This is a genomic window from Kribbella sp. NPDC051620, from assembly GCF_044453825.1.
In the GTDB taxonomy this organism is placed as follows: Bacteria; Actinomycetota; Actinomycetes; order Propionibacteriales; family Kribbellaceae; genus Kribbella.
The window spans coordinates 412,998-436,760 of record NZ_JBITDB010000002.1 but is presented as its reverse complement, the minus strand read 5'-3'; the positions used below and the strand labels follow the sequence as shown (position 1 = coordinate 436,760).

The 23,763-nt window shown below is 66.9% G+C and carries 17 protein-coding genes and 1 tRNA gene; 13 read left to right on the top strand and 5 right to left on the bottom strand.

The features are described from left to right. Positions 1-264: 264 nt before the first annotated feature. Complete coding sequence (locus ACIA12_RS09270) at positions 265-948, bottom strand: transcriptional regulator (RefSeq protein WP_396366415.1); 684 nt, start codon at positions 946-948, stop codon at positions 265-267. A 205-nt stretch (positions 949-1,153) separates the two neighbouring features. On the opposite strand from ACIA12_RS09270, the gene ACIA12_RS09265 reads away from it, so the two are divergent. The 8 genes from ACIA12_RS09265 (at position 1,154) to ACIA12_RS09230 (ending at position 8,401) form a co-directional block, all read left to right on the top strand. Continuing rightward, positions 1,154-1,237 (top strand) — tRNA-Leu (locus tag ACIA12_RS09265). Positions 1,238-1,272: 35 nt separating this feature from the next. Beyond that, positions 1,273-2,061: a transcriptional regulator gene (locus ACIA12_RS09260; RefSeq protein ID WP_396366414.1), complete on the top strand. Its 789-nt coding sequence runs from the start codon at positions 1,273-1,275 to the stop codon at positions 2,059-2,061. Between the two features lie 16 nt (positions 2,062-2,077). Continuing rightward, a complete protein-coding gene (locus ACIA12_RS09255; RefSeq protein ID WP_396366413.1) occupies positions 2,078-2,668 on the top strand; it encodes an ANTAR domain-containing response regulator in 591 nt (196 codons plus the stop codon). Between the two features lie 192 nt (positions 2,669-2,860). Then, positions 2,861-4,102 (top strand): branched-chain amino acid ABC transporter substrate-binding protein, encoded by a 1,242-nt coding sequence (locus tag ACIA12_RS09250; protein WP_396366412.1) that lies wholly within the window; start codon positions 2,861-2,863, stop codon positions 4,100-4,102. A gap of 84 nt (positions 4,103-4,186) precedes the next feature. Further along, on the top strand, positions 4,187-5,119 hold the full coding sequence (locus tag ACIA12_RS09245) for a branched-chain amino acid ABC transporter permease (protein ID WP_396366411.1): 933 nt from the start codon (positions 4,187-4,189) through the stop codon (positions 5,117-5,119). Then, positions 5,116-6,810 carry a branched-chain amino acid ABC transporter permease gene (locus tag ACIA12_RS09240; RefSeq protein ID WP_396366410.1) on the top strand — a complete coding sequence of 565 codons (1,695 nt, stop codon included), beginning with the start codon at positions 5,116-5,118 and terminating at the stop codon, positions 6,808-6,810. The genes ACIA12_RS09245 and ACIA12_RS09240 overlap by 4 nt, the downstream gene beginning before the upstream one ends. Continuing rightward, entirely contained in the window at positions 6,807-7,688 is an 882-nt protein-coding gene (locus ACIA12_RS09235) for an ABC transporter ATP-binding protein (protein WP_396366409.1), read from the top strand. The genes ACIA12_RS09240 and ACIA12_RS09235 overlap by 4 nt, the downstream gene beginning before the upstream one ends. Next, complete coding sequence (locus ACIA12_RS09230; RefSeq protein ID WP_396366408.1) at positions 7,685-8,401, top strand: ABC transporter ATP-binding protein; 717 nt, start codon at positions 7,685-7,687, stop codon at positions 8,399-8,401. The genes ACIA12_RS09235 and ACIA12_RS09230 overlap by 4 nt, the downstream gene beginning before the upstream one ends. 63 nt (positions 8,402-8,464) lie before the next feature. On the opposite strand, the gene ACIA12_RS09225 is transcribed toward ACIA12_RS09230, so the two are convergent. Next, positions 8,465-9,181 (bottom strand): DUF554 domain-containing protein, encoded by a 717-nt coding sequence (locus ACIA12_RS09225; protein ID WP_396366407.1) that lies wholly within the window; start codon positions 9,179-9,181, stop codon positions 8,465-8,467. 153 nt (positions 9,182-9,334) lie between these two features. On the opposite strand from ACIA12_RS09225, the gene ACIA12_RS09220 reads away from it, so the two are divergent. Then, entirely contained in the window at positions 9,335-9,967 is a 633-nt protein-coding gene (locus ACIA12_RS09220) for a GNAT family N-acetyltransferase (protein WP_396366406.1), read from the top strand. On the opposite strand, the gene ACIA12_RS09215 is transcribed toward ACIA12_RS09220, so the two are convergent. After that, positions 9,946-10,374, bottom strand: coding sequence for a hotdog fold thioesterase (locus tag ACIA12_RS09215; RefSeq protein WP_396366405.1), 429 nt, complete (start codon positions 10,372-10,374; stop codon positions 9,946-9,948). The two genes, ACIA12_RS09220 and ACIA12_RS09215, sit on opposite strands and share 22 nt — an antisense overlap. A 96-nt stretch (positions 10,375-10,470) precedes the next feature. On the opposite strand from ACIA12_RS09215, the gene polA reads away from it, so the two are divergent. Both polA and ACIA12_RS09205 read left to right on the top strand, forming a co-directional pair. Continuing rightward, entirely contained in the window at positions 10,471-13,182 is a 2,712-nt protein-coding gene (gene polA / locus ACIA12_RS09210) for a DNA polymerase I (RefSeq protein ID WP_396367149.1), read from the top strand. A 43-nt stretch (positions 13,183-13,225) separates the two neighbouring features. Continuing rightward, positions 13,226-14,077, top strand: a complete 852-nt coding sequence (locus ACIA12_RS09205; RefSeq protein WP_396366404.1) for a hypothetical protein — start codon at positions 13,226-13,228, stop codon at positions 14,075-14,077. On the opposite strand, the gene ACIA12_RS09200 is transcribed toward ACIA12_RS09205, so the two are convergent. Beyond that, positions 14,074-14,553: an NUDIX hydrolase gene (locus tag ACIA12_RS09200; protein ID WP_396366403.1), complete on the bottom strand. Its 480-nt coding sequence runs from the start codon at positions 14,551-14,553 to the stop codon at positions 14,074-14,076. The two genes, ACIA12_RS09205 and ACIA12_RS09200, sit on opposite strands and share 4 nt — an antisense overlap. 9 nt (positions 14,554-14,562) lie before the next feature. Continuing rightward, positions 14,563-15,825, bottom strand: coding sequence for a lipopolysaccharide biosynthesis protein (locus ACIA12_RS09195; protein ID WP_396366402.1), 1,263 nt, complete (start codon positions 15,823-15,825; stop codon positions 14,563-14,565). 136 nt (positions 15,826-15,961) lie between these two features. Between ACIA12_RS09195 and ACIA12_RS09190 the strand changes: the two genes are divergently transcribed. After that, positions 15,962-20,350, top strand: coding sequence for a fibronectin type III domain-containing protein (locus tag ACIA12_RS09190; protein ID WP_396366401.1), 4,389 nt, complete (start codon positions 15,962-15,964; stop codon positions 20,348-20,350). Beyond that, a complete protein-coding gene (locus ACIA12_RS09185) occupies positions 20,350-23,724 on the top strand; it encodes a GH92 family glycosyl hydrolase (protein ID WP_396366400.1) in 3,375 nt (1,124 codons plus the stop codon). Before ACIA12_RS09190 ends, ACIA12_RS09185 begins: the two co-directional genes overlap by 1 nt. Positions 23,725-23,763 lie beyond the last annotated feature (39 nt).

Here is a 23,763-nt window from a genome sequence, read left to right as displayed (position 1 = left end):
TAAATTATGAGTAGTGGTTGAGGCGGGCGGTCAAGTGGCTGTCCGCCTCAATTCGGTGTACAGATACAGGCAGGGCCCAGCCAGGCTGTAGGCGTTGGGTTCGCGGTAGCTGGCGAGCATCTGTTGTCGGATGGACGCGGCCTCTGCGGATCAGGCTGGCCGACCGGACGTCCAGCTCACAGGGGGGCTGCCGCCCACCTGAAGGTGACAATGCGCGGATTTACGAGGTTCAGGGGAGTTTCGGCGGTGCGTTGCTTCTCTGGCTTAGGACTTCGGACCTATATACCGGTCGAGTACGGCTACGCCCTCGCGCCTGGCGACCGATAGGGCGTTGCGGCGGGGCATTCGCCAAGGGATGGCTAGTAGGTCCAAGGCCCACTGGCACAGTGCCATGATGTCGGCTGACTCGTTGGAGAACTGGTAGCGCGGGTACTCGTACCTCTTCAGTTCGCCGCCCACGGGTCGGGTTGCCCAGTTCGCCACGCGGCATCCGTCAGAGTTGAACAGCCCTCGCAGGAAGAGGCCTGGATGTTCGGTGACCAATGTCGTCTGCCAGTTGGTCAGTTTGATTTCTCGCTGATGTTTCGGTCCGGGACCGTGCTGGGGGAAGAGGCATGGCCAGTGCTTCCAGTATGAGACGACCGCCGTGTAGCCAACTGCCTGGACCCGGTGCACCGGCCGACTTGGATGGAGAGCTGCGGTCGCGGTGGCGGCCTCGTCGATCAATCGCGGGTACTTGTTGTCGCAGGCGATCCGCAGTGAGTACACGCCCTTCTTCAGCGCCGACAGACAGCCGTCGCCCAGGTAGAGGCCCAGCAGATGCGCGTAATCCGCACCGGGGAGCTGCCCGTCAGTGCACCGCGGACAGTCCGTCAGGCGAACTTTCGCACCCGGACCGTCCCGCCAGTCACGGAGAGTAGCGCGGCTGACGCCGAGAAGGCGACTCACGGCGCTCAAGGTCTCACCGGCCGCGAGTAACTCACGCGCTCGCCGTCGCATCCGCCTGTCGTACACAGACCGAGCGTTCCAGAGGCCACGGACAATCAGCCGGGAGGTGGGGCACGCGGATGGATGGACGTGGGCGACACGCGTACCGATTGCGAGGTCAATGTGCGAGGTTGGGTCCGGACCGGCTAGAGTTTCTCTGCACCCTGCCGGGTTGGTGGAATAGGCAGACACGATGGATTCAAAATCCATTGCTCGCAAGGGCGTGTGGGTTCAAGTCCCACACCCGGCACAAGAAAATGTCGGTGGCTGGTGCCACCGTGAGGTATGCCTCACTTCAGGTCGCAGGAGACGGTGGACTCCGCGTTGCGGATGTCGAACAACGGGGTCAGTGACCGTGCCAACGCCGAGATTCATGGCGTTGCGGTGAAGACGATCAAGAGGTGGCGGCGGCAGTACCAAGAGCTCGGACTGCCGCGTGGGCAGGGGTTCCAGCCGACGCCGTGTCCGCGGTGTGATGGGGCTGAGCTCGACGAGGCGGCGTACGCCTTGTTGCTTGGCTGGTATCTGGGCGATGGGCACATTGTCGCGGCACGGCGTGGGGTCTATACCTTGCAGGTCGCGAACGATGAGAAGTACCCGGAGCTCAATCAAGAGATCGCGGCGACGATGCGGCTGGTGAAGCCGACCGCCAGCCCTTGCCTGAGGGGCCACAAGACGGCGGGCTACATACGGATCGAGGTGCGGTGGAAGCACTGGCCGTGTCTGTTTCCTCAGCATGGCGTGGGGCGCAAGCATCTGCGCAAGATCGAGCTGGCCGACTGGCAGCGGGAGATCGTTGCCAAGTGCCCCGAACAGCTGCTGCGGGGTTTGTTCCACTCGGACGGTTGCCGGTTCGTCAACTGGGCGACGAAGGTCACGGCGGACGGTGAGACCAAGCGGTACGAGTACATCCGCTACCAGTTCTGGAACGAGTCCGAAGACATCCGGAACATATTGACGGATGCCCTGGACCTGCTGGGTATTCCGTGGCGGAAGCCGCGGATCAACGCGGTCGCGGTCAGCCGGAAGGAAGGCGTCGAGGCGCTGGATCGGTTCGTCGGGCCCAAGGGGTAAGTGGGGGATCGATAAGGTGGCCCTTGTGAATGCTAAGCGGGTGGTGATTGCGGAGGATGAGGCGCTGATCCGGATGGATCTGGCGGAGATGCTCGAGGAGGAGGGGTATGACGTCGTCGGGCAGGCGGGGGATGGTGAGGAGGCCATTCGGCTGGCGACGGAGCATCGGCCTGATCTGGTGATTCTGGATGTGAAGATGCCGAAGCTGGACGGGCTGAGCGCGGCGGAGAAGATCGCGGGGGACCGGATCGCTCCGGTGCTGATGCTGACCGCGTTCTCGCAGCGGGAGCTGGTCGAGCGGGCCCGGGACGCCGGCGCGATGGCGTACCTGGTGAAGCCGTTCTCGAAGGCGGACCTGTTGCCGGCCATCGAGATCGCCGCCTCCCGGTACGTCGAACTGGCCGAGCTCGAGCGTGAGGTGGCCGATCTGGCCGAGCGGCTGGAGACCCGCAAGCTGGTCGACCGGGCCAAGTCGGTGCTGCAGACCAAGTTCGGGCTGACCGAGCCGGACTCGTTCCGCTGGATCCAGAAAACCGCCATGGACAAAAGAGTTTCGATGCGCCAGGTCGCCGAGTTGGTTGTTGACGAGGCGGGTAGTGACGACTGAATCACTCTCTGCTCATCACAAAGCAGCCTGGAGAGCGCATTAACAGCCGTCACCGGTACCCATGCTGCTTACAGCGGTAACGACCTCACAACACACGCTCCGTCACGTTCGCTTGTGACGCCGCCGGAGGTCTAACCTGCGGGTGCTCGCGGCAATCGCGGGAGTCCGGGGGTTTGCTCGGACTATCCAGACATGGGAGGAACAGTGCAGCAGCGTTCCGTAGTACGGGTCGGCGCGACGCTGATCGTGGCGTCGTTGGCCCTGACTGCCTGCGGTTCACGCAGCAAGGACGACAACGCCGGGGGCGGCGGCAGTGCGACCAAGACCGCCAAGATCGGCGTCATCGCACCTCTGTCAGGCGACCTGTCGGCGCTGGGTCTGGGTATCCAGCACTCGGTCGAACTGGCTGTCAAGCAGGCCAACGACTCCAACGCGATCCCGGGCTGGAAGCTCGAGGTCGACGCGAAGGACGACGAGGCCAAGCCGGACCCGGGTAAGAACGCCGCCACGTCGCTGGCCGGCGACAAGGACGTCATCGGTGTCGTCGGCACGCTGAACACCAGCGTCAGCCAGCAGGTCCAGCCGGTCCTGTCGACCGCCAAGATCGTCCAGGTCTCCCCGGCCAACACCGGCCCCGGCCTGACCCAGGGCGTCGACTGGCAGAAGGACCCGAAGCGTCCCTACGCCTCGTACTTCCGCACCTGCACCACGGACGCGGTCCAGGGCCCGTTCGCGGCCCGGTACCTGTACGAGACGGCCAAGATCACCAAGGTCGCCACTGTGCACGACAAGAAGGCGTACGGCCAGGGCCTGGTCGGCACCTTCACCGAGGAGTTCAAGAAGCTGGGCGGTCAGGTCGTCGAGGCCGAGACCATCAACCCGGACGACTCGAACTACCAGGCCGTCGTGACCGCGATCAAGCCGAGCGCGCCGCAGGCGATCTACTACGGTGGCGAGTACCCGGCCGCCGGACCGCTGTCGCAGCAGATGAAGGCCGCCGGCCTGAACGTCCCGCTGATGGGCGGCGACGGCATCTTCGACCCGAAGTACATCACCCTGGCGGGCAAGACCTCCAACGGTGACCTGGCCACCTCGGTCGGCGCGCCGGTCGAGGCGCTGGACTCGGCGAAGAAGTTCGTCGCCGACTACGCCGAGCAGAAGTACCCCGAGCCGTACGCGGCCTACGGTGGTTACTCCTACGACGCGGCCAACGCGATCATCAACGCGCTGAAGGTCTCGCTGAAGGACGCCAAGGACGTCGAGTCGGCCCGTCAGGCGACCATCGACGCGATGAGCAAGGTCAGCTTCGACGGCGTCACCGGCAAGGTCGCGTTCGACCAGTACGGCGACACCACGTCCAAGGTCCTGACCGTCTACAAGGTGGATGCCGGCAAGTGGGCCACCGTGGAGACCAAGGACTTCGAGAGCAAGTAGTCGACCCATGACCCGGGGGTGGGACGCCACACGTCGTCCCACCCCCGTGGCATGCCGCAAACTCAAGCCAGTTGGGAGGTCGACGTGGACCTGTTCTTTCAGCAGCTCGTGAACGGGCTGACCCTTGGATCGCTGTACGCCCTGATCGCGGTCGGGTACACCGTCGTCTACGGCATCGTTCAGCTCATCAACTTCGCCCATGGCGAGGTCTTCATGATCGGTGCGTTCGGCGCACTGACGACGTACCTGTTGTTCTTCGACGGTCAGACCGGCCTGTGGATCCTGCCGATCATGATCATCGGCGCCATGATCGCCTCGGTCGGCACCGCGGTGCTGATGGAGCGGATCGCGTACCGTCCCCTGCGGAACGCGCCTCGCCTCGCACCCCTGATCACGGCGATCGGCATCTCGGTCTTCCTGCAGGAGTTCATCCGGCTCTTCTACGAGAAGATCCCGGACTTCCCCAGCGCCAAGCAGCGGATCCCGTTCCCGCAGCTCGACGTGGTCAGCGGCACGGCCGTCGAGGTCGGCAGCGTGACGATCCAGCGGTCGGCGATCTTCACCGTCGCGGCGCTCATCATCTGTTCGGTACTTCTCTGGTACTTCATCACGCGGACCCGGCTGGGCCGCGGCATGCAGGCTGTCTCGCAGGACCCGGACACGGCCCGGCTGATGGGTATCAACGTGGACCGGATCATCGTCGTGGCGTTCGCGCTCGGCGCCGTCCTGGCCGCCGTCGCCGGTGTGTCGCAGGGCCTGCAGAACAACAACATCGACTTCCGGATGGGCTTCCTGGCCGGTCTGAAGGCGTTCACCGCCGCGGTGCTGGGCGGTATCGGCAACATCCAGGGCGCCGTGGTCGGTGGCCTGGTGCTCGGCGTGGTCGAGGCCATGGCGACCCAGTTCGGCCTCGGCGGCAGTACCTGGAAAGACGTCTGGGCGTTCGTGATCCTGATCCTGGTACTGGTCTTCCGGCCGCAGGGTCTGCTCGGAGCGAGGGTGGTGGATCGCGCATGAGAATTCCCAACCTGCCCGACAGCTTCAGGTCCAAGCACGCCGCCAAGGGCTGGCCGCTCGGCCTGGCCGGGGTGGCGCTGCTGATCATCGGCTCGTTCCTGTCCTGGAGCTACGACGACCAGATCCTCGGCGACCTGTCGCTGAACTTCTACCCGGGCGGCCTGCAGATCCTGGCCATCATCGGCGCGGTCCTCGGCCTGTTCCTGCTGCTCACCGCCAAGGGCGTGCTCGAGTCCCGCTTCGGCCCCTGGCTCGACGCGGGGCTCGGACTGCGCGCCCTCGGCCTGTGGATGCTGATCTACATGGTGCTGGTGCTCGTTGCCATCACCACCGACTCCGACGGCCTGATCAACGTCAACCCGGGTGGCTGGGTGTCCTTCGTGGGCGCGCTGCTGCTGTTCCTGGGCGCGCGGGTCGTACCGCTGCGCGAGCACCGGGACCTGGCCGCGGCCAGAGCACCGGGCTGGGCCGAGGTACTCGCGATCGCCGTCGTGATGGCGGGTGTCCTGTTCGGCGCGGCGTACGCGCTGGGCCGCGACGACGCCTGGTCGTTCGTGCTGTTCCTGGTCTTCGCCGCCGGCGTCATCGCGATGATGGTGCGGACCGGCATCCTGACCTGGTTCGGCCACGTCGCCCAGCGGCAGAAGAAGATCCTCACCCTGTCGGCGTTCCTGGTCGCGTTCCTGTTCCCGTTCACCCAGAACGGGTCGGACGCGAACATGTCGATCGCCACCCAGGTCCTGGTCTTCGCCGCGACGGCGATGGGCCTGAACATCGTGGTCGGCCTGGCCGGCCTGCTCGACCTCGGTTACATCGCCTTCCTCGGCTCCGGCGCCTACGTCGCGGCCACGATGTCGCAGTCGGCGTTCGCCACCATCGGCTGGAAGCCGCCGTTCCTGGTGGTCGTCCTGCTCGGTGCGAGCGTGGCGGCGGTGCTGGGCCTGATCATCGGTTCGCCGACGCTGCGGGTCTCCGGTGACTACCTGGCGATCGTGACGCTGGGCTTCGGGGAGATCTTCCGGTTCTCGATGTTCAACCTGGACGGCAACAACGGCCCGAACCTGACCAACGGCCCGAACGGTGTCCCCGGCATCCCGGACCTGGAGATCGGCAGCTTCAACTTCGGCGCGACGCACACCATCGCCGGGATCGATCTGGGCAGGTTCTCGAACTACTACTTCCTGCTGCTGGTCCTGATCGGCGGCGTCATCCTGGTCTTCGCCCGGCTGAACGACAGCCGGATCGGTCGCGGCTGGGTGGCCATCCGCGAGGACGAGAAGGCCGCCGAGGCGATGGGTGTCAACGTCTTCGGCCTGAAGCTGCTGGCGTTCTCGGTCGGCGCCTTCCTGGCCGGTCTGGCCGGCACCATCAAGGCCCACCAGGACGGCGCGGTCAGCCCGGACCAGTACGTCTTCCTCGAGTCGGCGTTCCTGCTCGCGGCGATCGTGCTGGGCGGCATGGGTACCATCGCCGGTGTGTTGCTGGGAGCAACGATCCTGAAGCTGCTGCCGGAGAAGCTGCGGTTCTTCTCGGAGTACCGGCTGTTGCTGTTCGGTCTGCTGCTGGTGCTGATGATGCGGTTCCGTCCCGAGGGGCTGGTCGCGAGCAGACGGCGGCAGCTGGAGTTCCACGAAGAGGACGAGGAACTCGCGGTGGCGATCGAGCACGAACTGGTCGAGGAGGCGAAATGACCGTCACGGAGGAAGTGAGCAGCGCCGTACCGGCCAGTCCGCAGGTGGTCCTGGAGGCCTCCGGCGTGACCATGCGGTTCGGTGGTCTGCTGGCGGTCAACGACGTCAACCTGACCGTCCGCGAGGGCGAGATCGTCGGTCTGATCGGCCCGAACGGGGCCGGCAAGACGACCTTCTTCAACTGCCTGACCGGGCTGTACAAGCCGACCAGCGGCCAGGTCCGGTTCGCCGGCAAGCCGCTGGCGCCCAAGCCCACGGCGGTGGTCAAGGCCGGGATGGCCCGCACGTTCCAGAACATCCGGCTGTTCGCGAACATGACGGCGCTGGAGAACGTGATGGTCGGCCGGTACTGCCGGACCAGCGCGGGCGCGCTCACGGCGGTACTGCGTGGGCCGAAGTTCCGTCGCGAGGAGCGCGCCACCCGGGCCCGGGCCCAGGAGCTGCTCGAGTTCGTCGGGCTCGGCAGGTCGGCCGAGCACCTGGCCCGCAACATGCCGTACGGCGACCAGCGGCGGCTCGAGATCGCCCGCGCGCTGGCCACCGACCCGAAGCTCATCCTGCTGGACGAGCCGACGGCCGGTATGAACCCGCAGGAGACCCGGCAGGCCAGTGACCTGATCTTCAAGATCCGGGACTCGGGACTGTCGGTCGTGGTGATCGAGCACGACATGCGCTTCATCTTCAACCTGTGCGACCGGGTGCTGTGCCTGGTCCGCGGTGAGGCGCTGGTCGAGGGCACGCCGGGCGAGGTGCAGTCCGACCCGCGGGTGATCGAGGCGTACATCGGTACCGGTGAGGACGACGACGAGGACGAGGTGGACATCACCCAGGCCCACGTCCAGGACACCACCGTGGCCGAAGAGGAGGGCAAGGCATGACCGCGATGCTCGAGGTCAGGGACCTGGAAGTCTCCTACGGCAAGATCGTCGCCGTGAAGGGGATCAGCTTCTCGGTCGAGCAGGGCCAGGTCGTCTCGCTGATCGGCACCAACGGCGCCGGCAAGACGACGACGCTGCGGACCATCTCCGGGCTGCTCCGGCCCAGCGGTGGCGAGATCACCTTCCTGGGTCAGCGGATCGACCGGGTGCCGGCCCACGACATCGTCACGATGGGGCTGGCGCACTCACCCGAGGGCCGGCGGATCTTCCCCCGGCTGTCGGTGGAGGAGAACCTGCTGCTCGGCGCGTTCGCGCGCAACGACCACAGCGCGATCCGCAAGGACCTGGACGCGGCGTACGAGCTGTTCCCGATCCTGGGGGAGCGGCGCAAGCAGCCGGCCGGCACGTTCTCGGGCGGTGAGCAGCAGATGCTCGCGATGGGCCGCGCGATGATGAGCAAGCCCAAGCTGCTGATGCTGGACGAGCCGTCGATGGGGCTGTCGCCGATCATGATGAAGCGGATCATGTCGACGGTCACCGAGCTGCAGAAGCAGGGCACCACGATCCTGCTGGTCGAGCAGAACGCCCAAGCGGCGCTCAAGCGGGCAGACTACGGCTACGTGCTCGAGGTCGGCCAGATCGTACTGTCCGGCTCCGGCCGCGAGCTGCTCGTCAACGACGACGTCCGCAAGGCGTACCTCGGCGAGGACTAGTCATCCGGTACTACCGCAGGAGCCCCGGTCCCCGACCGGGGCTCCTTGCCGTTGACAACGAGATCAGTTGCGGATGACAACGAGGAGCTGGACCAGCAGCGGGGCGACGATCAGCGCCGGCAGCAGGTCGGCGACGGCGATCTGCTTGAGCTTGAGCAGGCGCAGGGCCACGCCGACCAGCAGCAGGCCGCCAGTGGCCCCAAGGGCGGTCACATGGGCATCGGGAAGGACATCGCCCAGTACTGCGCCTACGGCCGTCATCAGCCCCTGGATGACCAGTACGACGACCGCCGAGGCCGCCACGCCCCAGCCGAGGGAGGCGGCGAAGGCGATCGAGGCGAAGCCGTCCAGCACCGACTTGAGCAACAGCTGATCGGCGCCCCGCCCCAACCCGTCGGACAGCGCGCCCAGGAAGGTCAACGGCCCGACACAGAACACCATCGACGCCGACACGAAGCCCTCGACGAACGTGCTCTCGCCGTCGCCGCGGCTGAACCGGTGCTGCATCCAGGCGCCGAATCCCTCCAGCCGCTGCTCGATCCGCAGCAGCGAGCCGGTGATGCCGCCGATCAGCATCGCGCCGAGCACGATCAGTACCGGCGCGCTGTCTCCGACGGCGTCGCTGAGGGCGGCGTCGCCCACGGTCAGTGCCGAGCTGATCGCGATCAGCAGGGTCACCAGACCCAGCGCGTCGGTCACCAGATCGCGGGTGCGGTGCTGCAGCCGGTGACCGATCAGGACGCCCAGGACCGAGCCGACGAGCACTGTCGCGACATTCACGACAGTACCGATTCCGATGAACAAACCTGGTCTCCCGTTTCGCTCCGCGTCAGCTTTGCATCGGACCCCGGAAGCCCTACTGTTGCGCGGGGATGAGCGTATCGGCTCATATCTGTTCACCTCGGGGGTGGATCAGAAATCTAGGAGGGCCACGTGGCACCAGCCATCGAGGTGCGCGACGCCCGACCGGACGACGCCGGGGCACTGGTGGCCCTGTGGAGCGAGATGGCGGTCGGAGCCGGACATCAGGCCCGGTTGCTGACCGCGCCGTCCGTCGAGTCCGCGCGGGCCTCCGTCGCCAAGCACGCGGACGACCCGTCGGGCCGGCTCGTGGTCGGCGAGATCGACGGTGAACTCGGCGGGATGGCGTACCTGCGCCAGACCCCGATCAGCCCGCTGCACGACGAGGTCACCGTCACGGTGGAGTACTTGCACGTCAGCGATCACGCCCGCCGGCACGGCCTGGGCAAGGCGCTGATCGCCGAGGCGGCCGCGTGGGCCGAGCACGAGAACTGCCCGCATCTCGCTGTGGTCGCTCCGCCGGTCGCCCGCGAGGCGAACAGGTTCCTCGCCCGGTTGGGCTTGGGGCAGGCCGGCGTACTGCGGTTCGCCAGCACGCATACCGTACGGCGCCGCCTCGCGGCCGAGCACGCGCCCAACTTGCTGGCGCTGTTGTCGTCGCGACGTTCCGTGATGGCCCGCCGCGCCCAGCTCGCCCGCTCGCCGCTGGCCGGAGAGCACAGCGACGAGCAGTTCGAGGAGCTTCAGGCTCCCGGCGGCGCCTGAATCAGCTGGCAGGTGATCCGCGCGGTGCAGACCCGCTTGTCCCGCTCGTCGGTGATGACGACCTCGTACGACGTCGTGGTGCGGCCCAGGTAGATCGGCGTGGCCACGCCCGTGACGACGCCTTCGCGGACGGCGCGGTGATGCGTCGCGTTGATGTCGACACCCACAGCGACCTTGCCGTACGTCGCGGCGTGCAGCGCGGAGCCGATCGAGCCCAGGCTCTCGGCCAGCACGCAGGACGCGCCGCCGTGCAGCAGCCCGTACGGCTGGACGTTGCCCTTCACCGGCATCGTCGCGACCACCCGGTCCGGCGTCGCCTCGGTGACCACGATGCCCATCAAGTCGAGCAGGGTGCCCTCGGTCAGCATCCCCGGCGGCAGCTCGGCGGCAGTGTTTTCATCACTCATGGATGAAGGCTACGGGAGCGCCTGCGTGCGCGTGCGAGAACTGTCGGCGGTACCCACTAGAGTCTTTACGTGGCTCCTGAAACAGACTCCTCGACGATGACCAAGGACCCGGGCACGGTGGTGGACGGCTCCACCGCGCGACCGCGGATCCTGCTGCTGGACGGGCACTCGCTCGCGTACCGGGCGTTCTACGCGCTGCCGGTGGAGAACTTCTCCACCACCACGGGTCAGCACACCAACGCGGTGTACGGGTTCACCTCGATGCTGATCAACATGCTGCGCGACGAGCAGCCGACGCACATCTGCGTCGCGTTCGACGTGTCCCGCAAGACCTTCCGCGCCGAGCAGTACACGGAGTACAAGGCCGGCCGGTCGAAGTCCCCGGACGAGTTCAAGGGGCAGGTCTCGCTGGTCAAGGAGGTGCTGGAGGCGCTCCGGATCCCGACCACCGAGATCGACGGCTGGGAGGCCGACGACATCATCGCCACCTTGGCGACGCAGGCCGACGAGCAGGGGTTCGAGGTGCTGATCAGCTCCGGCGACCGCGACTCGTTCCAGCTGATCAACGAGAACATCACCGTGCTGTACCCGAAGCGTGGCGTCTCCGAGATCGCCCGGATGGACCCGGCCGCGGTCGAGGCGAAGTACGGGATCCCGCCGCGGATGTATCCGGACCTGGCCGCGCTGGTGGGGGAGAAGAGCGACAACCTGCCGGGCGTGCCCGGGGTCGGCGACAAGACCGCGGCGAAGTGGCTGAACCAGTTCGGCTCGCTGAACGACGTGATCGACCGGGTGAACGAGATCAAGGGCAAGGCCGGTGAGTCGCTGCGCGAGCACCTGTCCGACGTGATCCGGAACCGGCAGATCAACGAGCTGGTCCGCGACCTGACGCTGGACGTGTCCGTCGACGACCTGGTCCGGCACCCATGGGACCGGGACAAGGTGCACACGCTGTTCGACAGCCTGGAGTTCCGGGTGCTGCGTGAGCGGCTGGTCGCCGAGCACGAGCAGGTCGAGGAGACGATCGAGGAGGGCTTCGACCTCGAGGGCACGCAGCTCAAGCCCGGCGAGGTCGCTGCCTGGATCAAGGAGCACGTCTCGACCGGCGCGCGCACCGGCGTCGCGGTGCAAGGCAGTTGGGGTCGCGGTACAGGTGAGATCACCGGCCTGGCGCTGGCGACCTCGACGGGTGCGGCGGCGTGGTTCGACCCGGCAATGCTGACACCGGACGACGATTCGGCCTGGCAGGCATGGCTGGCCGACCCGAAGCAGCCGAAGGCGTTGCATGATGCGAAGGGCCCGCTGCTCGGGTTCCTGGAGCGCGGCTGGACGCTCGGTGGGCTGACCTCCGACACCCAGCTGAGCGCGTACCTGGTCCGGCCGGACCAACGGTCGTACGACCTGGCCGACCTGACCGTGCGCTACCTCAAGCGTGAGCTGCGCACTGAAGAGGCCGAGAACGGGCAGCTCAGCTTCGACGACGTCGAGGGCGGGCCGGCCGCGGACGCGACGATGCTGCGCGCCCGCGCGATCGCCGACCTGGCCGACACGCTCGACGCCGAGCTGGACAAGCAGGCCGGCACGACGCTGCTCGCCGACGTCGAGTTGCCGCTGATCGACGTGATCGCGGCGATGGAGCGGGACGGCATCTCGGTCGACCGGCCGTACCTGGAGGAGCTCGAGGCACGGTTCGCCACGGGTGTGCGGGAGGCGGCGACCGCGGCGTACGAGGTGATCGGCAAGGAGATCAACCTCGGCTCGCCGAAGCAGTTGCAGGTGGTGCTGTTCGACGAGCTGCAGATGCCGAAGACCAAGCGGACCAAGACCGGTTACACGACCGACGCGGACTCGTTGCAGTCGCTGTTCGAGAAGACCGAGCACCCGTTCCTCGCGTACCTGCTGGCGCACCGGGACGCGACCCGGCTGCGGCAGACGGTCGAGGGGCTGCTGAAGACGATCAGCCCGACGGACGCGCGGATCCACACCACGTTCAACCAGACGATCGCGGCGACCGGGCGGCTCAGCTCGACCGACCCGAACCTGCAGAACATCCCGATCCGGACCGAGGAGGGTCGGCGGATCCGCGAGGCGTTCGTCGTCGGCGAGGGTTTCGAGGCGCTGATGTCGGCCGACTACAGCCAGATCGAGATGCGGATCATGGCGCACGTGTCGGAGGACCAGGGGCTGATCGACGCGTTCAACTCCGGGATGGACTTCCACTCGGTGACCGCGTCGCGGGTGTTCTCGGTCGAGCCGACCGCGGTGACGCAGGAGCAGCGGGCCAAGATCAAGGCGATGAACTACGGCCTCGCGTACGGGCTGTCGGCGTACGGGCTGAGCCAGCAGCTGAAGATCGGCGTGGACGAGGCGAAGGGCTTGATGGACGAGTACTTCGAGGGCTTCGGCGGCGTCCGCGACTATCTGCGCAGCATCGTGCTGGAGGCCGGCAAGAGCGGTTACACCGAGACCATTCTCGGCCGCCGTCGCTACCTGCCCGACCTGACCAGCGACAACCGCCAACGCCGCGAGATGGCCGAGCGGATGGCGCTGAACGCCCCGATCCAGGGCTCGGCCGCCGACGTCATCAAGATGGCGATGCTCAAGGTCGACGCTTCCTTGAAGTCGTCCGGCCTGAAGTCCCGGATGCTCCTCCAGGTCCACGACGAACTGGTCTTCGAGATCGCCCCCGGCGAACGTGAAGCGCTGGAAGAACTCGTCCGCCGCGACATGGGCGCCGCCGTCGAGATGACCGTCCCCCTGGACGTCTCGGTCGGCGTCGGCCGCACCTGGCACGAGGCCGCGCACTAGCTGATGCTCAGCGAGTGGCCTGAAGTGCGATGCGAGTCGCCTGATGCCTGATGAGCCGATCCGGCCGTTCCGATGGGACTTGGTCCGGCCGGACCAGCTCGGCTCGCTCCTCGACGACGTACCCGAGGTCAACCTCGGGTACCTCGACGAGCTGATTGCATGTGCCGGCAAGGTGCTGGCCCGCTGCGGCGACGGCGAGCTGTACTTCGTCGGCCGCTCAGTGGACAGCCTGTTCGACCTACTGAGCGGCGCTCTCGCCGGTACCTCCTGGCAGGACCGGCTGCATCCGCTGCCGCTGTCGCTTCCCGGGCTGTGGGCCGACGATCTGACCGCCGATGAGTTGGCCCAACTGCGGACGAATCTGACTGCGGCAGGTCTGGCCCCGGCAGAGCTGATGCGCGGCCGCCCGACGGTGTTCGTCGACCTGGTAAGCCAGGGACACACCTTCGAGAACCTCTACGAGCTGCTGCGTGACTGGATCGACGAGGAGCACGCGCAGTGGGACGTGATCCGGCGCCAGTTGCGGTTCGTCGGCATCACCCGGCGAGGTAAAACGAGTCCGAACAAGTGGCGCTGGCAACAAGAGGCGGAGTGGACTGCCGAGTTGCCCGCGTCGTCGATCCGGAACGTTTCGCTCGACAGCATGGTGTGGAGCTACTTCGGCGACTACCAGGCGAAGACCGCCGGATCGTTCTGGCATGGCAGGTGGAGCGATCCGGAGGTCGGCGTGCCGCGCCGGGACAAGAAGGCGCGGTACGCGCTGGCGGAGGCGGCTCTGCTGGTCGAGCGGGGGAAGTCGGCCGAGGTCCGGCGCCGGCTGGCGGCTGGATTGGGTCGGGAGCCGACGACAGGCGAGCGCTGGTCGCGGGAACTTCAGCTGGAGCTCCGGCGCTAGTACGGGCGGCCGGTGTAGAGCGGTTGGTCGTCGGCTTTCAGGGCGTGGGCGATCGAGGCGAGTCTGATCTCGGAGAGGTCTGGTAGGTCATCGAGGGGGAACCAGGCGACCTCCAGGTTCTCGTCGTCGTTCACGCGCGCCTCACCGCGCACCGGGCGGCAGCTGAAACAAAGGTCGAGGAATTGGACCTGGTCGCCGTTCGGGTAGGAACCCGGCGGCAGCGTGTCGATGCTGACCAACCGGACAATCTCCGCCTCGACAGCCGTCTCCTCCTGGATCTCGCGCAGCAACGCGGGTGCCGGCTGCTCACCCGGCTCGAGGATCCCGGCGGGTAACGACCAGCGCCCGGTGTCGGCCCGGCGTACCAGTAGGACGCGCTCGGCATCGTCGAGCACGACGCCGGTGATCCCGGTCAGCCAGAGCAGGTCGTGGCCGACCTTCTCGCGGAGGTCGAGGATGAACTTCGGGGTCGTCATTCCGCCAGCCTAGGCGGAGGCCCCAGCCTGCCGATGGAGCCCGGTGGCCAGTGCTGCCGACAGCGCGATGGCGCAGACGGCGGTCATGCCGGCCAGGACCTTGATGGCGGTGAAGCCGGTGGCGAGGTCGGTGCCGATGACGATCAGCGCGGCGACCGCCAGCACGGCCAGGCCGACCCAGATCACCAGGGCGGCACGCTTCTCCTGCTGGGCGATCGCGGCGTACACGACCAGTTGCAGTACGGCGTACGCGGAACCGGCGAGCGCGAAGATCCAGGCGAAGTCGCCCAGTACCGGGTACTTGTCCTTGCCCCCGGCAACCGTCACCACCAGATCCGGCAGCAGCAAGGCGCCGAGGACACAGCACACGCCCAGCGCCGCGACGGCCTGGATCGCGCGCCGCAGCCGCAACGTGTCGCCGGGGGAGCTGGCCAGTGAGGGGAACACGGTCACGATCACGAACTGGGGCAGGAAAAGGCACGCCTTGGCGACGATCACGCCGGCCGCGTAGTACCCGCTGTGCTCGCCGTCCATCAGACCCCTGGCGAGCAACGCGTCCGCGTTCGCGATGGCGAAGAAGGCCAGCAGCGCGTGCGTGCCGTGGATCGTCTCCCGCAACGCTTCCTTGACCTGCTCGGGCGTACCACCGGTAGAACCGCGAAGCAGAAAGGACCCGACCAACGGCGGTACCGCGGCACCGACCGCGACACCGATCATGGCCGCGGTGACACTCGGGTGGATCACCAACGCCCCGGCCCCGAAGGCGAACCGCCCAACCCCGACGGCCGTGTACATCGCCGCCAACTCGGTCCACCGCTCACTGCCCTGCAGTACTCCGAGCTGCGACCCCATCAGCGTCAACCCGCCGAGTGTCGGCGCCAACAGCAGCACGGCGAGTACCGAATCGATGTGCAACAGCCAGATCAACAGCGGACTGGCCACCAGACACACCAAGGTCAGCCCCAGCGCGGACCGACGGCCCGCCCTGAGCAACGAGTCCGCCAACGCCTCTCGACCCGGTCCTGGATGGGTAGCGATCCGTCGCGCCCCCGACGCCTGCAACCCCAGCGGCACCACGTTCCCGATCAACAGCAACCCCAGCAGTGCCACCACGGCACTGAACTGCTCCGGTACCAGCCGATGCACCGCGAACAACGTGAACCCATAAGCCGCCACGTTCATGACAGCCATCCCGACCGCCACCACCGTCGCACTCCGCAAGAACCCCAACTTCGGCTCGACCGGCTGCTCGGGAGTCGTCTCTGAGGTCATGCCCCAACGCTACGGCCACCCCCACCTCCACGCTCACAGCGCCCTCACTGTCAACCCCTCACCGTTGCAGCAACTCCCGCTTGTGGGTGCTTTCGCCGCGACCCTAACCTTCGAGCACACTTGAAGGGGTGGGGCAATGACGACTGCGGTTTTCCCCCGGGCCAGGCGAATTCCGGCCGTGCTGATTTCCATCGCGCTGATCGTCGCCGGGCTGGTGATCGCCCAGCCGTCCGCCCGGGCGGCCACCCCGGTGGGACAACGCTCCGCCGCTCAGCTCAACGCGGCCTTCACCAACTACGGCGACACCTCCGGTCAGTGGAGCGGAGCGGACGGGACGGCGTCGGTCCTGCTGCCGGACGGCCGCATCGCCTGGCTGTTCTCGGACACCTACATCGGCCCGGTCAACGCGGACAAGAGCCGGCCGGCGAACACCCCGATGATCAACAACTCGATGGTGATCCAGTCCGGTGACAGCATGCAGTCGGTCTTCCGGGGTACGCCGGCGGCGCCGTCCGCGCTGATGCCTCCGAACGCCGACGGCGACTTCTTCTGGGTCGGCGACGGCGTCACCTCGGGCGGCAAGCTGCTGGTCGCCTACAACCGGTTCGCGCGGTCCGGTCAGGGCGCCCTGGACATGGCGTTGAAGGGAACCAGCCTGGCCACGTTCAACGCCTCGACCTTCGCGCTCGAATCGGCTGTCGCGCTTCCGCTCGGCGACAAGATCGCTTGGGGCGTCGAGATGGTCCAGGACGGCGGCTACACGTACGTCTACGGCTCCGAGTACGTGTCGGACACCCTGATGCGGTTCGCCCACGTCGCCCGGACGAACTCCGATCTGTCCGCACCTTGGCAGTACTGGAACGGTTCCGCCTGGGTTGCCGACGAGGCGGCCTCCGCGCGGATCCTCAGCGGGGTGGGAACCACCTTCGGCGTCCAGAAGACGGCGACCGGCTGGGTGCTGCTGACCCAGCAAGCGCACGGGATCTTCCGCGACGACTTCGTGGCCTACCCGGCGACGGGTCCGGTCGGGCCGTTCTCCGAGCCGGTCGTCATCCACAAGGCGCCCGAGCCGGGGCAGGGCAACGACCAGATCGTGTACGACGTCCACGTGCACACCGATCTGACCTCACCGGGACGCCTGCTCTGGTCGTACAACGTCAACAGTCTGTCCGAGACGGGAAACAGCACCGACGCCCATATCTACCGGCCGAGATTCGTCGACACCGCCTGGCCGGTGCCGGTTCCGGATCCAGCGACCGTGCCCACGAAGGCAACCGGCCTGACCGTGATCCAATCCATCGCGGGCGAGGCGGAACTGCACTGGAATCCGGTACCAGGCGCGACGAAGTACTGGATCTATCAGAAGAACGTGACCGATGGGCAGACCACCTTTGCCCGGGAACCCGATCCGGTCACCACGACGACCGGCATCATCTCGTTCGTGAAGCATGCCAAGACTTACCAGTTCGTCGTCACGGCGGCCAACGACAACGGGGAGGGGCCCCGGTCGGACCTGGCATCGATCACGATGAACATCGTGCCGCCGACGGCGCCGGGTGCGGTGACCGCGGTACCGGACGGGACCGGTGCCGTCCGGGTGTCCTGGCAGGGCGTACCGCAGGTCTGGAACTACGAGGTGTTCTACCGCAGTGTCGAGCAACCGGACTCGACCTTCATCTCGGCGACGACCGTGGGCGCCGATGAGAGAACGCTGGTGGTGAAGGGCCTCCAGATCGGCGAGCAGCACGAGTTCTACGTGATCGCACGTGGCGCGGGTGGCGACTCGCCGCACTCGACCGTCGTCACCGCGACTCCGGTAGGAATCCCACCGGCGGCGCCGGCGAACCTGACCGCCACTCCCGCCGCGAACGGAACCATTCGGTTGTCCTGGACCGCGTCGACCACTCCGGATGTCTGGTATTGGGTCTACCAGCGCGACCTGACGGCTGAGGAGACTGACTTCGTCAAGTTGCCGCTGCCGATCTCGGGCGGCACCACGATGGAGGCTGGATACCTCGCCAACGGGCACAGCTACGAGTTCGCCGTCGCGGCCTACAACGATGGTGGCGAATCCGCGAAGGTGGTGGCGACGCCGGCGACCTCTACCTATCCGAAGCTCCCGGCGCCGACCGGGCTGGTCGCGGTCGCGGGCGACGGCGAGGTCAAGCTGAGCTGGAACAGCCTTGGCGACGAGGCCTGGTACTGGGTATATCAGCGCGACGTCACCGACGGCGAGACCACCTTCACCCAACTGCCGTTGCCGATCGCGGCAGGAACCGGGATGACGGCCGGGTACCTGTCGAACGGTCACACCTATGAGTTCAAGGTGTCGGGGCTCGGGCCGAACGGGGAGGGCGCGCTGTCCGCGCCGGTGCAGGCGACGCCGAAGTTCCCGACGCCCGCGCCGGTGACCGGGCTGGTCGCGGCGGCGCAGACAGACGGAACCATCAAGGTCACTTGGGGCGACGTGGCCAACACGTACTTCTGGGTCTACCAGCGGGATGTGACGGCAGGTGAGTCCTTCGCGAAGCTCGAGTACCCGACGGACAAGGGTGCCTTCACGGCCGCCTACCTCAAGCATGGGCATGTCTACGAGTTCAAGGTCCAGCCCAACGCCAACGGCATCGACGGACCGATCAGCGGAGTTGTCCGGGCCACCTCGCATTACAACCCGCCACCGGCTCCGACCGGACTGGTCGCCAGGGCGATGGGTGACGCGACCATCCGGCTCGACTGGAACGGCGTCGCCAACGTCAGCTTCTGGGTCTACCAGCGCGACGTCACGGCCGGCCAGACCACCTTCACCAAGCTCGGGCTGCCGAGTCTCGACAAGACGGCCGAACTCGGGCTGATGAAGGCCGGGCACAAGTACGAGTTCAAGGTCGCGGCGGAGAATCAAGGTGGGCTGGGCGCCTTGTCCGCGGTCGCTTCGGCGACGTCGTACGGCGGCCTGCCGGTCGCTCCCAAGAACCTGACTGCAACCGCGCAGGACGGCCAGGTGAGATTGTCGTGGACGGGCAGCACCACCAGCGGTGTCCAGTACATCGTCTATCAGCGCAACATGACCTCGGGAGATCCGTGGGAGCGGCTGCCGCTGCCGGTCACCGGTACTTCGATGACGGCCGGCTTCCTGGAGAACGGCCAGACCTACGCGTTCAGGGTCACGGCGCAGAACGGGATCGGCGAGAGCGGTGGCACCAACACCGTCCAGGCCCGCCCGATGCCTCCGTTCCCGACCGCGCCGACCAGCCTCACGGCGACACCGGGCAACGGCTTCGTGAATCTCAGTTGGTCGGCCGGCACACCGGCGAACATCCTGTACTGGGTCGAGATGCGTCCCGCCGGTGGCAACTGGAGCCGGCTCCCGCTGCCCATCAGCGCCCGGACCCTGAAGGTGACGTTCCTGCGGAACGCGGTCACCTACGAGTTCCGCGTCCGCTCCAACAACCTGTCCGGTACGTCGGCACCGTCCCCGGTGGACACGGCCCGCCCGATGCCACCGGCCCCGACCGCTCCGACTTCGCTCACTGCATCGGCGGGGGATCGCAAGGTCGCCATCGACTGGTCGGACGGTACGCCGGCAGGCATCTACTACTGGGTCGAGTACCGGATAGCAGGCAAGGGCTGGATCCGACTGCCGTATCCGGTGATCGGCCAGACCAACCTGACGGTCGTGCCGTTGGCCAATGCCACCCGGTACGAGTTCCGAGTTCGCTCTGCCAATGAGGCAGGCGTTTCGGCCCCGTCCGTAGTCGCGGCGGCCACCCCGCTTCCGCCCCTCCCGCCGGCGCCGGCGATGGGTAGTCCATCCGAGTACGAGGGTGGATTCAGTCTCAATTGGTACGACTACACGGTCGAGCCGAGCTACTTCCAGATCACCTGGCGCAACCTCCTGACCGGGGCGACCTACACCCACTTGCAGACAGCCACCGACAACCGTACCCACGATTCCGTCAGCTCGGGCCGGGTCGAGGCATTCGAGATCAAGGTCCGGACCTCCAACGCGCGTGGCTGGGGACCGTGGTCGGTGCCGAAGGTCGGCGTGCCGAAGGTCAGTTGGTACACCAACCTGTCGGGGCTGTCCGGCAACGGCCAGGCGAACCTGGCGGCCAAGCTGCTGGCGTGGGGCAAATCCTGCAAGAACACCGACCGACAGAGAATCTGCTTCGACACCGACTGGAGCGCGGGGCAGAGCCGTCCACTGACAATGGGTGACTACCTCGGCTATCCACACTCGGAGGACGTGTTCAACAGCACGGTGAGGTGCCAGGCGCTGCGGATCGCAGGACTGGCGAAGATCGTTGGCTACCAGGTGGCGCAGGAGCAAGGTCCGCGCTTGATGGAGCACGAGTACATCCACAGCAAGCAGTGGGCGAAGTTCGGTCCTGGATTCGCGGGCGTCTACGCGGCTGCCGAAGCAGTGGCGCGGAAGTATCACACCTGGAACAAGTACGAGGACGACGCGAACCTGTACTGGGGATCCTACAAATCGAACAACAGTCTTCCCGGCCCAGGTGTTTGCTGATGCGTTCGCTTCGAGCGGTCTGCGCTGGTCTCGCGGTGCTGTCAGTACTGCTCCCGGTCACCAGTGCCATCGCAGCCACGACGGCGCTGGTGACCGATCCGGCCGCGCTGGTGAATCCGTTGATCGGGACGGCGCAGAAGGCCGGGCAGGAAGGGAACGCGGGGAACACCTTTCCTGGGCCGAGTATGCCGTTCGGGATGGTGCAGTGGGGGCCGGATACGGCTGCTCGGTGGCCTGGTGGTGACTACGACTACGCGGCGACCGCGCTGTCGGGGTTCGGGTTGACCCGGATGAGTGGGGCCGGGTGTGGGGCTTACGGGGATCTGCCGTTCCTGCCGGTGACGGGGACGGTGCCGACGGACAAGAACGCCGCGACGGTTGGGTTCACGCATGCGAAGGAGACGGCCAGGCTCGGGTACTACGGGTTGACGCTGGCCAACAACGTGAAGGTGGAGCTGACCACTGGGCTGCGGGGCGGGCTTGGGCAGTTCGCGTTTCCGGCCGGGACGCCGGCGACCCTGTTGCTCAAGAACGGTGGGGGAGCGGCGGCTTCCGAGGGAGCGATCACCGCGGCCAGTACGACGGAGGTCACCGGGTGGACGGGGGCCGGCGCGTTCTGTATCCGGGACAACCACTACCGGCTGTACTACGCCGTGAAGTTCGACAAAGCCTTCACCGCCTCAGCGAAGTGGGGTGCGCCGTGGTTGTTCACCGGCGACGGCGGGATCGCGCTGACCTTCCCGGCCGGGACCGTGGTCAAGGCGAAGGTCGGGATCTCCTTCGTCAGCCTCGCCAACGCGCGGGTCAATCGCGACAGCCTCGCCAGTTGGGATCTGCCGACCGTCGAGCAGGCCGCCAAGGCGTCCTGGAACAGTCTGCTGACCGGCATCCAGATCGGTGGCGGGACGCTCGATCAGCAGAAGACCTTCTACACGGCGCTCTACCACTCGCTGCTGCACCCCAACGTCTTCAGCGACTCGAACGGCCAGTACCTCGGCTTCGACGACGTGGTCCGGACCGTACCGACCGGACAGTCGGCCGTCTATGCGAACTTCTCCGGCTGGGACACCTATCGATCGCAGATCCAGTTGAGTGCTTTGGTCGCTCCCGCGCAGACCTCCGACATGGTCCGGTCGATGCTGCTCGCCTACGACCAGTCGGGCCGGTTGCCGAAGTGGCCGGTGGCGAACGACGAGACGTACATGATGGTCGGCGACCCGGCGTTGCCGATCATCGCGTCGGCGTACGCCTTCGGAGCCCGCAACTTCGATGCCGCCAAGGCGCAGGCCGCGATGGTGGACCAGGCCACCGGGCGGACGAACATCCGGCCGGGCAACGGGTATCTCGACACGCACGGTTATCTGCCGGCCGACGGTGGGTTCGGCTGTTGCGACCACACGGGCACGGTCTCGACGTCGCTCGAGTACAACATCGCGGACTTCGCGTTGTCGGCCTTTGCCGGAGCGCGCGGCGACACCGCGGTACGGGCGAAGTTTCTCGACCGGGCGCAGGGCTGGCAGTACCTGCTCAACCCGGCGAGTGGATTCGTCCAGCCTCGGCGGTCGAACGGGACCTGGAAGGAGAACTTCAGCCCGACGGACTTCTCGTTCGACGACTGGGCCGAGGGCAACGCGTGGAAGTACACGCCGATGGTGCCCTTCAACGCGGCCGGGCTGATTGCGGCCAAGGGCGGGCCGGGCGCGATGAGCCAGTACCTCGACACGCATTTCCAGCAGCTCAACCAGATCGCCGGCGAGTACGCCTGGATGGGGAACGAGCCGAGCTTCGGTACGCCGTGGCTGTACAACTACACCGGTCGGCCCGACAAGACCCAGGAAGTGGTTCGCCGGGTGCAGACCGAGCTGTTCGGCAACAAACCGGACGGCCTGGCGGGCAACGACGATCTCGGATCGCTGTCGTCCTGGTACGTCTGGTCCGCGATCGGCCTCTATCCGGCGATCCCGGGCACGGCCGACCTCGTCCTCGGCAGCCCGCTGTTCCCCGAGACGGCTATCCGGTTGCAGGGTGGCAAGTCCCTCACGATCAACGCGCCGGCGGCTTCGGTCGGTACGCCGTACGTCCAGAGCATGACCGTGGACGGGGCCGCCTGGAACAAGGCCTTTCTGCCGGCCGGGATGCTCACTACCGGCGCGACGATGACTGTTGCACTCGGCAACCAGGGTGGAACGGGATGGGCGACCAGCCCGGACGCGGCGCCACCGTCGTACTCGGCGGATGCCGTTTCCGTTGCCGGCAACAACGGCACGAGTCATGACAACGCCCCCGGCGAAGCGAATTACGACAACTTCGGCTCCGGATATGCCGTTGCGGCTCTGCAGACTGCCGGCGTGGTTCCCGGCAGCAAATTCATTGCTGACGGGATCGACTATGTCTGGCCGAACGTCCGCGCCGGCCACCCGGACAATGTCGTCGCGGCCGGTCAGAACTTTCCGGTCTCGAGTCCGCCAGGCGCCAATCGAATCGGCTTCCTCGGCAGCGCGGAAGGCGCCATCGACGGAGCGGCCGGTACTGCGACAGTCCGGTACTCCGATGGCACCAGCGCGGCCGTCCAGCTCGGTTTCAGCGACTGGACCCTGGCTGGTGGGACGGTGCCGAAGCGGGCCGACAATGTCGTCGCGGCGGACATGCCCTACCGCAACAACTACTGGGCCGGTGGTCCTGAGCAAGTACGGACTTATCTGTACTCCGCGTCCTTCCCGATCGACGCCGCGAAGACCGTCGTGGGCGTGACGCTGCCGACCGCACCGGCATCGGGCCGACTGCACGTCTTCGATGTCGGCTTCTCCGGCCATCGCGCCAACGCCGGGATCAGCGACGACACCCAACTCGGTTCGGCCGACTTCGACAACGCGGCCGCGAGCTACTCCCGGCAAGCGCTCACAGCGGCCGGGTTGGCGCCGGGTGCTGACGTTGTCCATGGCGGCCTCCACTACCGCTGGCCTTCGACGGCGGCGGGGGACCGGGACAACTTCGTCGCTCAGGGTCAGTCGATCCCGATCACCGCTCCTGCCGGTGCGACGAAGCTGGGAGTGCTCGGGGCGTCGTCGGGTTGGCCGACCGGTGTCTCGGGGACGGCCACGATCGTCTACACCGACGGGACGCGGCAGTCCGTAGTACTGGGCTTCACGGACTGGACCCGGGGTGGTGGCACCGAGGCGATCGGACACGGCAACACCGTCGTCGCGTCGATGACGTACCGGAACTGGATGCCGTCGGGGAAGCAGCAGATCGGCACCTATGTCTTTGCAAAGACACTGCCCTTGCTGGCCGGAAAAAGCCTTCAAACACTTGAACTTCCGCCCTCGAGCGGTGGTTTCGGACACATTCACGTGTTCTCGGTGGCTGCTGGCTGAGTCGGTATCTCCCCGGTATTGAAACTTGCGGTTACCGCC